This is a genomic window from Mucilaginibacter aquariorum (genome assembly GCF_024498135.1).
In the GTDB taxonomy this organism is placed as follows: domain Bacteria; phylum Bacteroidota; class Bacteroidia; order Sphingobacteriales; family Sphingobacteriaceae; genus Mucilaginibacter; species Mucilaginibacter aquariorum.
Map to the genome: position 1 here is coordinate 39,595 of NZ_JANHOH010000006.1, position 12,444 is coordinate 52,038.

Below are 12,444 nucleotides of genomic sequence, written 5' to 3' on the forward strand. Positions count from 1 at the left end.
TTATCAGTAACAAAATTATCAATACGATGCTTAACGCTATTTTGAGTACTTTTTTAATAACTTTGCCCTTTAATTAATTAATGATTTAGTGAATTATTGATTTAGCGAATCTTCACCATCCCAATACAATTGTAACAGAGGATAGTTTGTTTTAAAATCAATCACTAATTCACTAATTCGGTAAATCAATAATTATATATCGTGCCTGTAATATTAGGAATCGAATCTTCATGTGATGAAACCTCTGCATCTGTTTGTGTGGATGGCCAGATCTTGAGCAATGTTATTGCCAATCAAACCATTCATGAAGCATATGGAGGTGTTGTTCCTGAGCTTGCCTCAAGGGTTCATCAGCAAAATATTGTTCCCGCTGTACAACAAGCACTATTAAACGCAAAAGTAAGCAAAAATGATATTGATGCAGTAGCTTTTACGCGCGGTCCGGGACTTTTAGGCTCACTTTTAGTAGGTGTTTCGTTTGCTAAAGCATTTGCGCTGGCAAAAAACCTCCCGCTGATAGATATTAACCACATGCAGGCGCATATTCTGGCGCATTTTATAGGCGAAAATAAACCATCGTTCCCGTTTTTATGCCTTACGGTATCGGGAGGTCATACGCAGATAGTTTTGGTTAAAGACTATTTTGATATGGAGGTTATTGGCCAAACACTTGATGATGCAGCCGGCGAGGCTATGGATAAAACCAGTAAGATATTAGGCTTGCCATATCCGGGTGGCCCGCTTATTGACAAGCATGCCCGTACAGGTAATCCTGATGCTTATAAATTCCCAGAACCGCAAATACCTGGTTTTGATTTTAGCTTTAGTGGGGTTAAAACAGCTATACTTTATTTCATAAGGGATAATGTTGCGGCTAATCCTAATTTTATAAAGGAAAATTTGGGTGATATTTGCGCGTCGGTAGAAAAACGGATAGCAACCATTCTGCTAAATAAATTGAAGCGCGCTGCCGAGCAGTATAACATAACGGATATTGCATTAGCTGGTGGGGTATCTGCCAACACCGGTTTACGTGAAGGCCTTACCAAGCTTGGCGCTGAACAAGGCTGGAACGTTTTTATACCTAAGTTTGAATACTGTACCGATAATGCCGCCATGGTTGCTATTGCCGGTTACTATAAATATTTAAAAGGGGAATTTGCCGGGCAGGAAATAGCGCCGCTGGCAAGGATGCCTATGTAGGATAATTAGTGAATTATCGAGTTGGTGAATTAGTGATTGGCTACTCGTTTTTAATTGTTCAAATATTTACAATCACTAATCATTAATTCAATAAAATCAGTAAATGAATATCCCTTCACTTATTTTTTGGGCAGTTTTTGTGCTGCCACTTGTGGCTTTTTTAGTATGGCTTATGCGTCAGGATAAGCGCAAGGGTATAACCGGCCTTGTGGTATTGGCTATTACCGTTATTGGCTGTATTGCATATATGTACTGGAAAACTGGCGGTAAGTAATAAGAATCTTTAAAAATATTCTACAACAAAAAAGCCCCCTAAAGGAGGCTTTAAATATTATCAGGCTTATGGCCTAATATTAGGCTTCTGCCAAACTATCGCCGGTAACGGTTGCCTTAATTTTGGCTTCCAGTTCTTCTGATAATTCCGGGTTATCCAGTATTAATTGTTTGACTGCATCACGGCCCTGGCCTAAGCGGGTTTCGCCGTAGCTGAACCATGAACCTGCTTTTTTGATGATGTTGTATTCAACACCCAGGTCAATTATTTCGCCTGCCTTAGAGATTCCTTCGCCAAACATAATGTCGAACTCGGCTATACGGAAAGGAGGGGCAACTTTATTCTTAACTATCTTAACTTTAACACGGTTACCAGATACTTCATCGGTATCTTTAATTTGTGATATACGGCGTACATCCAAACGTACCGAAGCGTAAAACTTTAACGCGTTACCACCGGTAGTAGTTTCGGGGTTACCAAACATAACGCCAATTTTATCGCGCAGCTGGTTGATGAATATACAGCAGCATCCGGTTTTGCTAATGGTACCGGTAAGCTTACGTAAGGCTTGCGACATTAAACGGGCGTGTAAACCCATTTTAGAGTCGCCCATTTCGCCTTCTATCTCTGCCTTTGGCACTAATGCCGCAACAGAGTCAATTACCAATATATCTATTGCGCCAGAACGGATCAGGTTATCAGCAATCTCTAAAGCCTGCTCACCATTATCCGGTTGTGATATCAAAAGGTTTTCTACATCAACGCCCAGTTTTTTAGCATAAAAGCGGTCGAACGCGTGCTCTGCATCAATAAATGCTGCAATGCCACCTTTCTTTTGTGATTCGGCTATAGCATGTATGGCTAAAGTAGTTTTACCTGACGATTCGGGGCCGTATATTTCTATAACCCTGCCCTTAGGCAAACCGCCCACACCCAAGGCGATATCAAGACCCAGCGAACCGGTTGATATTACTTCGGTAGGTTCAATAACGGAGTCACCCAATTTCATGATGGTGCCTTTTCCGTATGATTTTTCCAGCTTATCTAAAGTAAGCTGTAATGCCTTCAATTTATCTGTATTGCTCATTTTAAACTAATGTGAAACAAATATAAAGTATTATTTATTAATTACTAATATTTTTAGTAATTATTTTTATTTGATTGGTTTACCTGTAAACTTACCTATCTGCTACCTACCAATCAAATATCTTTATCAACACTGCGTTTAGCCAATTCCTTACTAATAGTGTTTAAAGTTTTTTTCTTTTTGGCGTCTTTCGCTTTGCGAATCCTGGCGGCCTCAGCCTTCAATAAAGCGGTTTCGGTATTTTGCTGTTCGTAATATTTGCAGAACCAGGTAAGCGGGCAAACTTCGCATTTAGGGCTGCGGGCTACACAGATGTACCGGCCGTGCAGTATCAGCCAATGGTGGGCAATACCTAAGGTTTCTTTTGGCAGGTGTTCCATTAACTGCTTTTCAACAGCCAGTGGGGTTGTGGCGCGGTTTGTTAGGCCAATACGGTTAGCCACACGAAAAACATGCGTATCTACGGCAATGGCAGGCGCGTCAAATACCACCGAGGCTATTACGTTAGCGGTTTTGCGGCCAACACCGGGTAGTTTTTGCAAGTCGTTAAGGTCAGATGGTACTTCCCCGTTAAAAACTTCTGTCAGCATTTTAGCCATGCCGGCCAGGTGTTTGGCCTTATTATTTGGATAGCTAACACTGCGGATGTAGGTAAATATTTCTTCGGGATTAGAAGCAGCTAATGCAGCTGCATCAGGGAAACGCTGGAAGAGGGCAGGCGTAACCTGGTTAATACGCTTATCGGTACACTGCGCTGATAGTATCACCGCAACCAGTAATTGATACGGGCTGTTGTAATGTAGTTCAGTAACCGCTTCGGGTTGGTTCTTAGAGAAGTAGTCAACAAAATGGCGGTAACGTTCGGCTTTAAGCATTGTTAATTTATTGGTTCAATGGTTCATTGGTACTTGTTTAAAGCGTCGTGCCAATAAATGCAATATTCTTTATTTATTAGGAGATAGGCAAATAGTATTTGCATGGCGGCACGTTTCCTCACCCCGACATCGCTACGCTGGTCGACCCTGCTGCGCAAAGAGGGTTAAAAAAAGAAGCTATACCCTCTTGTCCGCTGTTAAAAAAAACACGATTGAAACAGATGCGATGTTAAAGAAAAGTTTGAATCTCTTTTCCTGCGGAGTTGAATTTACGGGCGTTGTTGACATTGTTTGCAAAAGTAGGTGCCTCCTTTACTCCCTGGGAATGTCGACGTAGTGTTAATGCCTATCCCGCAATCACTTCGCTACTACTGTTCCCGTCCCGCATCAATTTATACAATACCACGATTACCAGAAGGTAAAGCAACAAACTGGGTATTGCTGCCTCCACCCCAAAACTTCCGCCCGTAAGCCACTGGCTGTGCGTTGTCAGTTTAAACGGCATAATGGCTTGGTTGGCATCGGCTTGCGTGGTGGCAATGGCGGTTATTTTACCAACGAAAAAAACATCCCACACTATATGCACTATGGCCGCATACCAAAGCGATTTGCTATACAGGTAGATTAAGGAAAACATGATTCCGGCTATTGTACCGCCAACAACTACAATAAGTATATCGAGCGGCGTAAATGAGGGTAGCATAACAATATGCACTAGCCCGAACATTATTGAGGTGATGAAAACGGATTGCGCTATTGAACAACGGCCGCGGATAATCATAAACAAATGCCCGCGAAACAATGCCTCCTCGGTTATGCCTGCGGAGATAGAGATGGACAACCATGTTATAAATATGCCAAGCTTGTTGGCCAAGGTTAATGGAGTAGTATGCGCAAACGGCACCATTAAATTAAACAAGTAGTAAAATAACCCCACCATAAGCGGTAAAAGAAACGCAATGACTGTCCATTTAAACACTTTGATAAGCACCAAATTGCCATAAATAGCAGCTGGGTCATATGCTTTGATGACTTTTTTAGCGAAAAAATGAAGCGCAATGATGGTTAAGGGCAATCTTAATAAAATTTCACTTACCACAGTTTTGGCAGGCTGGTTGGCTATCCAAAAAGTTAACAACTGCGAAATAACAGCCGCCGTTACAAATATTGCAATACAGGCAAGGGCGAATAAAATGATTTTTACTACGGACAATAAATGTGTGGTTTGCTTTAATGTTGTGTTCATATTTTGTTTAAATATAGTTTATAAATAATTGCATACGTAGCATAGCTATGTAATGGTAGCTGAAAAAGTTATCTCTTTTTCAGTAAGCGAAATAGCAGGGTGTTTAAGAAGTAAAATATGCCCATTAATGCAATAACAACTGCAATAAACCAGTTTCCCAGCAGTTCAATAAGTCCATCGGGTAAATCGCTGGTATATCCAAATGCAAACCAGTGCCCGTTTTGCACGAATAAGCCGGTATGCGTGGGCGAAATCAGTTTGATAATTGCCAACGAGCCAAAGGCCAGTATCAGCAAATAAATGATCCCAATTACAAAAAAACCGGCGCCATTGGCAACGTTAAGGTACAATGCCTGCAAAATGTGCTTCGGGTTAAATGACCTGCCTGCCTGCTGTACTTTTTTATAAGCTATAGCCGGTTGCAATACCAGCTCGGGCGCGCCTAACTTATGAAGGGCGTCAACCAGTATGTCAACCTCGTTGCCGGCAACGCCACAATGGGTTGCTTCATAAACATGGCTGTTTAGCTCCATCAGCAGTTCCTGCTGGTCGGTGGGGGATAGGATGCTTATGCAACTGGTAACGCTGGCGAAGTAATCGTCGTATATTTTTTGTGCGGTTGGGTTTGTAAAAATTATTCTCTTCATTTCTCTATTTTGTGGATGGCGGTCCCTAAAGCCGACCAGATTTTCTTCATTTCGGTTAATGTAGCTTTACCGCTATCAGTTAGTGTATAATACTTGCGTGGTATGCCTGACTCCTGCTCAACCCATTTGGAATCGACAATCCCCTCGGTTTTCAGGCGGTTCAATAGAGGATATAAGGTGCCCTCGGCAACCTCAAGTGTAGTATGAATTTTTATTTCCTGCACCAACTCATAACCGTAGTATTCCTTTTCGTTAAGGATGATGAGGATGATGTAAGATAGCGTTCCCTTCTTTACCTGGGAAAACCAGTTCTGCACAAATTCAGTATTCATTGTACAAATATAGAACATAGTTATACAATGTATGATGCTTTGCTATGTTTTTTCTCAATAGTATATTGAAACAGCCTATTTTGAGAAATAGGCTTCATCGACGATATTATTCAACTCGATACTATCAGCATAATGGGCGTTGATAAAAGGCTCAACCTGCACTATGCCGCGGTAAAGGTATGGGTTGGGGTAGTGGTGGTTTATCATTTATCCGGCCTTATAGATGTATTACTAAATTAGGGAGGAAGTTGGCAAAGTGACTTTAGGGGTAGATGAAGCTTATAAAATAGAAAGGTTCATAAATCAAGCTGCCGGATATTGCTATCTTTTGCAGTATGATTTATGAACCAGTACTTTGCCGTAGTACCAATTAGCGAAGGCTTTTTGAGTAATCGAGGATATGATGGATCGTCTGCAGTTTTGGTTTCTTTTTTAGAAGATCCAAATCTGCACGGATAGAATGATAAAACATCACATCATCCGCCTCCAGATTTTCATGTACCTCTGATTGCTTCACCTGAGCTTTATTAGTGACCGAATTTAAAATTGAAGTAAAGGTTTCACCCATAAGCTGTTGTTTGTTTAATTATAAAAGTAACGAGAATTTTTTAGGATTATTTTATAAAGATGAAAATTAAATGAAATTTTTTTTGAGAGTTAATTTTTCCTTAACCTGCACGGTTTAAATTAATAATATTAACTCATTCAATGGAAATTAATAGGGAGTTTCGCATTTAAACGATAAGACGATGTGCCTTATTGTGTGATTAAGGCCTAATTGAAAAATATATTTAATACCCTTATCCAGAGCTGGGTAACGAATGAAACATTAAGGTAAAAATTGTGGAATGAAGAATTATGGCAAATAAAAAAGCTACCCTGAATTGGTGTAGCTTTTTTATTTTTATCGCCGGCTCTATCTAACAGATGCCAGGTAGGGGGTAGTTAATTTTTCAAGCTCATTTCCTTGCTTTGCATCATTTTACGCAGGTTATTAAGCGCATAACGCATGCGGCCAAGGGCAGTGTTAATGCTTACATCGGTAACATCGGCTATTTCTTTAAAGCTCATATCGCCAAAATGGCGCATAATTAATACCTCTTTTTGTTCGGATGGTAAAAGTTGTATTAAGCTTTTAAGATCTTTATGGGTTTGTTCGCGCACAAGGCGGTCTTCGGCACTTTCATCATAATTACCCAGTACTTCAAAAATATCGAAGTCGTCGCCATTGCTCACCATGGGCGCACGCTTTTCACGGCGGAAATGGTCAATTACCAAGTTATGGCCAATACGGGTCACCCACGGTAAAAACTTGCCTTCCTCGTTATATTTGCCTGCTTTTAGCGTGTTAATAACTTTAATAAACGTATCCTGAAAAATATCTTCGGCAAGGGCTTCGTCCTTAACCAGCAAATAAATAGAAGTGTAAATTTTTGATTGGTATCGCCTAATGAGTTCCACAAGGCCTGCCTCGTCTCCGGCAATATACAGATGGATTAGATCCTGATCACTTTTCAATTGAAAATCCATAGAAAGCTACTAATAAACTAAATTAATTTTTTTGTCGTTATTAAAAGTAGAGTTCTATCTATAGCGTATTCTTTATAGGGTTAAGGAAATATTACCCTCAAATATAATAATCTTAAAAAATAAAAACAAATATTTTTTAATAGGGTATGTTACGTCAATGCCATAATAGCTATATGTCAGTATAATGCAAACTCTTTTATTAATAACCAATTAACCTTCATAATTACTCAAACTCATTTGGATAAAGCTAAATATTTTAGGATTTTTGCAGTCCAAAAGTTCATAGTTAACAAATCACAGTTCGTTGTAAATTATTTAGTTAGACCACTGGTTTTCTGAATGGTTTAATTAAATCAACGAACAAATAATTGCAGGATCTGTAAACAATGGACCACGAACTATCAGTATGATTAAAGAAGCAGAAAAAGATCCGAAAAAACATATTATAATAAAAGGGGCAAGGGTACATAACCTTAAAAATATAGATGTTGCCATCCCTAAAAATAAGCTGGTTGTTATAACCGGTATGTCGGGCTCGGGTAAATCATCCCTTGCTTTTGATACTTTGTATGCCGAGGGACAGCGCCGTTACGTGGAGAGTTTATCATCGTACGCGCGGCAGTTTTTGGGCCGTATGAACAAGCCTGATGTCGACTATATTAAAGGAATAGCCCCGGCAATAGCCATTGAGCAGAAGGTAATTACCAGCAACCCACGTTCAACCGTAGGTACTTCTACCGAGATCTACGATTATCTGAAGTTGCTTTTCTCGCGCATAGGCAAAACTATTTCGCCTGTATCTGGCGGTATTGTAAAAAAAGATTCTGTTACCGATGTTATTAATTTTATTACCTCCCTACCAGATGAAACACAGGTAACTATATTATGCCCGCTGCATCCGCACAATAACCGCAGCATTAAAGAGGAACTGGCTGTTTTAATGCAAAAAGGTTTTGTAAGGGTGGAGTTTGACGGGCAGGTATCGCGTATCGAATCGTTACTGGAAGATGAAAGTATAGACGGTTCATCGATGGTTGTTGATGAAGAAGCTGCACCGGCAAGAGGTAAAAAGACAAAAGTAAAAAAAGGCGAAACCGCGACAGTTGAATCTTCATTGCCGGCTGTTTCTGTTGTGCGTATTGTGATAGACCGGATCAACAAAAACGAGGAAGAAGAAACCATTAGTCGTTTAGCCGATAGTATACAAACCGCATTTTTTGAAGGTAAAGGTGATTGCTATATACGATATAAAGAAGTCTCCCCTATCGGGGGAGATTTAGAGGGGGCTGAAACAGAACGTTTCTTTTGCGATAGGTTTGAGCTGGATAACATCCGCTTTGAAGAACCAACGGCAAACTTTTTCAGCTTTAATAACCCATATGGGGCTTGTAAACGCTGCGAGGGTTATGGTAAGGTAATTGGTATAGATGAAGACTTGGTCATCCCAGACAAAAGCAAAACCATTTACGAGGGTGCCATTGCCCCCTGGCGTGGTGAAAAAATGCGCGAGTGGAACGATGTGCTGGTGAAGAACTCCCTGAAATTTGATTTTCCGATCCATCGACAATACAACCAACTAACCGAAGAGCAACAGAGATTACTTTGGACAGGTAACCAATACTTCCGAGGATTGGATGCTTTCTTCAAGGAGATGGAGGAGCAAACCTACAAGATCCAATACCGTGTGCTGTTATCCCGCTACCGTGGTAAAACTACCTGCCCGGAATGTAAAGGGAGCCGCTTACGTAAGGATGCATCGTACGTGAAAATAGCAGGCAAATCCATTACCGATGTGGTATTGATGCCCTTAGATGGTGCGCTGGAATTTTTTAGTAACCTTAAATTAAACGAAACTGACGTTAAGGTGGGCAAGCGCCTGTTACTGGAAATAACTAACCGTTTAAGCTTTTTAAATGATGTGGGATTAGCCTATTTAACGCTTAACCGTTTATCAAACACGCTATCGGGTGGCGAATCGCAACGTATAAACCTGGCTACCTCATTAGGGAGCAGCCTGGTGGGATCTATATATGTGTTGGATGAACCGAGCATTGGCTTGCACCCACGCGATACCCAGCGTTTGGTAACCGTGCTAAAATCGTTGCGCGATGTGGGTAATACCGTTTTGGTGGTTGAGCACGAAGAAGAGATAATGAAAGCCGCCGACCATATCATTGATATTGGGCCCGAAGCCGGTACACATGGCGGTAATTTAATTTTCACCGGCACTTACGACCAAATTATAACTGACGATACCAGCTTAACAGGTAAATACCTGAGCGGTCGCGAAGAAATAGCTATTCCGAAAAGCCGCCGTAAATGGAGCGATTTTATTGAGATAAAAGGCGCCCGCGAGAATAACCTGAAGCATGCCAACGCCAAGTTCCCGTTAGGGGTGCTTACTGTAGTGACGGGTGTATCGGGCTCGGGTAAAACAAGTTTGGTAAAACGCATTTTGGCGCCAGCCCTGCAAAAAACATTGGGCAATTACAGCGGCGATCAAAGTGGTGCATTTGATAGTATTGAAGGCGATTACGCTAAGATAGAACAGGTAGAACTGGTTGATCAGAACCCGATAGGCCGTTCATCAAGATCAAACCCAGTTACCTATGTTAAGGCCTGGGACGAGATCCGTAACCTGTACGCCGCCTTACCTGTTGCTAAGGCAGCAGGCTTAAAACCCTCGGCATTCTCCTTTAACGTTGAAGGTGGCCGTTGCGATGTCTGCCAGGGCGAGGGTGAAGTGAAGATAGAAATGCAGTTTATGGCAGATATCTTCCTAACCTGCGAGGCTTGTGGCGGTAAACGCTTTAAACAGCATATATTAGACGTTACCTACCAGGATAAAAACGTATCGGAAGTGCTGGAGCTAACCATTGACGAAGCTTTAGAATTCTTTGCTAAAGAACCAAAGATCATCGCCAAAATAAAACCTTTGGTTGATGTTGGTTTGGGTTATGTACAGTTGGGGCAATCGTCAAACACCTTGTCGGGTGGCGAGGCGCAGCGCATTAAGCTGGCATCTTTCCTTGTGAAGGGTAACAATACCCATAAAACACTTTTTATATTTGATGAGCCGACAACAGGGTTGCATTTCGCGGATATTAAGAAGCTGCTGAAATCATTTGATGCGCTGTTAGAGCATGGTAACACCATTATTGTAATAGAACATAACATGGACGTTATTAAATGTGCCGACTGGGTGATAGATATTGGTCCCGAAGGTGGCGACCGTGGCGGTAACGTAGTTTTTGAAGGCCTGCCCGAAGATCTGATAAAAGTTGAGGATAGTTATACCGGAAAGTTCTTGAAAGAGAGGTTTTAAAGGAGCCTCACCTAAATCCTCTCCAAAGGAGAGGACTTTAAATAGTAAGCGATGGGTTTTAAACTCATCGCTTTTTTATGCGATACTGCGGTTTCCGTGGAGGGAATGTCATATTTATCTATTAATACATAGAAATGTTTCTATGTATTAATGTTTTTATACCTTTGGCTGATAATGATTGTGAGCCGCGGCTTATCGTCAGCTAAAATAATGGACAATAAAAAGATAGAAAAAATTTCCCGGGCACTGAGCGATGCAAGCCGCATTGCCATTTTGCAGGAATTTAAGAAGAAAAAGGATTGCCTGTATTGCGCGGAGATCAATGATCTGCTGGATATGACCCAGCCTTCTGTTTCGCACCATATAAAACAATTGGTAGATGCCGATCTGCTATTACCAAAAAAAGAGGGGCGGAACCTAAAGTACGTGCTTAACCAGCAGGTGCTTAGCGATTACATAGCCAGCCTCAACGAATTAAAAGACTAACATCTATTTAAAGGATCAACATAAATATTTATCGACTAATACATAGAAACATTCAAATATATAAATCAACCTATGAAAAAATCTATCTACATAATGGCTTTGGGCGCCTTTGGCATTATCACCACAGAATTTGGCGTTATTGGCATATTACCGCAATTGGTAAAAGAGTTTAATATTTCAATTGACACCGCGGGCTTGTTACTGAGTATGTTTGCCTTAACTGTAGCTGTAGCCGGCCCCTTCACCAATATGCTTATGGCAAAGGTGAACCGTAAAACAGCTATGTGTTTGGTACTGGCCATATTTGTGGTTTCCAATCTTATTTCGGCAGTTGCGCCTAATTTTACCGTGTTGATGGCGGCCCGTATTTTGCCCGCTTTCTTACATCCGGTGTTTTGGGCTGTATCTATGACAGCCGCTTCTAAACAGGCGGGGCCAAAGGATGCGCCTAAAGCTATAGCTATTGTAATGGCAGGCCTAAGTGTAGCCACTGTAATAGGAGTGCCGCTTACTACCTATATTGCCAATTTGTTTAGTTGGCAGGCATCATTTGTGCTGTCCGCTTTTATTAACCTGATCGCGTTTGGTGCGCTGGCTATTTACTCGCCGTCGATGCCGGTTGATGAACAGACTGCAAACCCTAAAAATCAGCTGAAAATATTGAGCAGCACCCAATTATGGGTGAAATTTTTAATATGCGTTATAATACTTGCGGGCATGTTTGCCACCTATGGGTACCTGGCCGAATACTTGGCTAAAGTGTCACATATGAGCGGCACGCAGATCAGCGTTATGCTACTGGTATTTGGCGGCGCAGGTATACTAGGTAACTGGCTTACAGGTATTTTGCTGAGCAAAAATATTCAATTGACCAGCCGGGTGTTTTTATTATTGCTGGTAGTAATGCATATCCTGGCTTACCAGTTTGGCGGTGGCTTTCTCTCCATGGTGTTCATCCTTTCGGTTTGGGGATTGATACATACTGGTGGGTTTTTGGTAGCCAACCTTTTGGTTATTAATGGTATACACGGCCCTTCGCTTGATTTTGTGAATAGCCTGCTGCCATCCTTTTTTAATGCCGGTATTACTTTAGGAACCTTATTAGGTGGTTTTATTATTGTTCGGTTTGGCATTCATGAGGTTATTTGGGTAACGGTGCCGCTGCTTTTATTAGCACTGGGCCTCAGCTTTATTACCGGGACTAAGAAGCAACCGGTAGTTGAAAAAGTAGCTGAACCCGAACCGAAAACTGAAGAGTTGGTTTGTGAATAATAAGAACAAAAAAACGCCCTTTTTCGACCCTTTTTCGCCTTTATTTCGGCCTGGTTTGGGCACTGGAAAGAGCGAATAGGTATATAGCTATAAACATTAAAAATATTTGATAAATAATTGAAAATTTAGGGCATGTTCCATTTTGTTTTGCATAAAAACATGTTGGA

13 protein-coding genes are annotated in these 12,444 nt (G+C 41.2%); 5 read left to right on the plus strand and 8 right to left on the minus strand.

Annotated elements, in window-relative coordinates; all coding sequences use genetic code 11:
• The first annotated feature begins 201 nt into the window (after positions 1 to 201).
• Together tsaD and NPE20_RS19145 are read left to right on the plus strand one after the other, a co-directional pair.
• The gene (gene tsaD / locus NPE20_RS19140; RefSeq protein WP_256540306.1) at positions 202 to 1,203 is read left to right on the plus strand and encodes a tRNA (adenosine(37)-N6)-threonylcarbamoyltransferase complex transferase subunit TsaD; all 1,002 of its coding nucleotides are present in this window, start codon (positions 202 to 204) and stop codon (positions 1,201 to 1,203) included.
• A gap of 103 nt (positions 1,204 to 1,306) precedes the next feature.
• A complete protein-coding gene (locus NPE20_RS19145; RefSeq protein WP_256540307.1) occupies positions 1,307 to 1,477 on the plus strand; it encodes a hypothetical protein in 171 nt (56 codons plus the stop codon).
• Positions 1,478 to 1,556: 79 nt separating this feature from the next.
• Here NPE20_RS19145 and recA read toward each other — a convergent pair whose 3' ends face one another.
• The 8 genes from recA to NPE20_RS19185 all read right to left on the minus strand — a co-directional run bounded on the left by recA (position 1,557) and on the right by NPE20_RS19185 (position 7,194).
• Positions 1,557 to 2,564 carry a recombinase RecA gene (recA, locus tag NPE20_RS19150; protein ID WP_256540308.1) on the minus strand — a complete coding sequence of 336 codons (1,008 nt, stop codon included), beginning with the start codon at positions 2,562 to 2,564 and terminating at the stop codon, positions 1,557 to 1,559.
• A 113-nt stretch (positions 2,565 to 2,677) separates the two neighbouring features.
• Positions 2,678 to 3,439 (minus strand): endonuclease III, encoded by a 762-nt coding sequence (nth, locus tag NPE20_RS19155; RefSeq protein WP_256540309.1) that lies wholly within the window; start codon positions 3,437 to 3,439, stop codon positions 2,678 to 2,680.
• A 346-nt stretch (positions 3,440 to 3,785) separates the two neighbouring features.
• Entirely contained in the window at positions 3,786 to 4,685 is a 900-nt protein-coding gene (locus NPE20_RS19160) for a CPBP family intramembrane glutamic endopeptidase (protein ID WP_256540310.1), read from the minus strand.
• Between the two features lie 68 nt (positions 4,686 to 4,753).
• On the minus strand, positions 4,754 to 5,332 hold the full coding sequence (locus NPE20_RS19165) for a hypothetical protein (RefSeq protein ID WP_256540311.1): 579 nt from the start codon (positions 5,330 to 5,332) through the stop codon (positions 4,754 to 4,756).
• Positions 5,329 to 5,664, minus strand: a complete 336-nt coding sequence (locus NPE20_RS19170) for a PadR family transcriptional regulator (RefSeq protein ID WP_256540312.1) — start codon at positions 5,662 to 5,664, stop codon at positions 5,329 to 5,331. The genes NPE20_RS19165 and NPE20_RS19170 overlap by 4 nt, the downstream gene beginning before the upstream one ends.
• A 75-nt stretch (positions 5,665 to 5,739) precedes the next feature.
• Positions 5,740 to 5,871, minus strand: coding sequence for a hypothetical protein (locus NPE20_RS19175; protein ID WP_256540313.1), 132 nt, complete (start codon positions 5,869 to 5,871; stop codon positions 5,740 to 5,742).
• Positions 5,872 to 6,034: 163 nt separating this feature from the next.
• Entirely contained in the window at positions 6,035 to 6,232 is a 198-nt protein-coding gene (locus NPE20_RS19180) for a hypothetical protein (protein ID WP_256540314.1), read from the minus strand.
• A 377-nt stretch (positions 6,233 to 6,609) separates the two neighbouring features.
• Positions 6,610 to 7,194, minus strand: coding sequence for an RNA polymerase sigma factor (locus tag NPE20_RS19185; RefSeq protein ID WP_256540315.1), 585 nt, complete (start codon positions 7,192 to 7,194; stop codon positions 6,610 to 6,612).
• A gap of 406 nt (positions 7,195 to 7,600) precedes the next feature.
• Between NPE20_RS19185 and uvrA the strand changes: the two genes are divergently transcribed.
• From uvrA to NPE20_RS19200, 3 genes are all read left to right on the plus strand, one after another.
• The gene (gene uvrA, locus NPE20_RS19190) at positions 7,601 to 10,519 is read left to right on the plus strand and encodes an excinuclease ABC subunit UvrA (protein ID WP_256540316.1); all 2,919 of its coding nucleotides are present in this window, start codon (positions 7,601 to 7,603) and stop codon (positions 10,517 to 10,519) included.
• Between the two features lie 150 nt (positions 10,520 to 10,669).
• Positions 10,670 to 11,005, plus strand: coding sequence for an ArsR/SmtB family transcription factor (locus NPE20_RS19195; protein ID WP_256540317.1), 336 nt, complete (start codon positions 10,670 to 10,672; stop codon positions 11,003 to 11,005).
• 72 nt (positions 11,006 to 11,077) lie between these two features.
• Complete coding sequence (locus NPE20_RS19200; RefSeq protein WP_256540318.1) at positions 11,078 to 12,277, plus strand: MFS transporter; 1,200 nt, start codon at positions 11,078 to 11,080, stop codon at positions 12,275 to 12,277.
• Positions 12,278 to 12,444 lie beyond the last annotated feature (167 nt).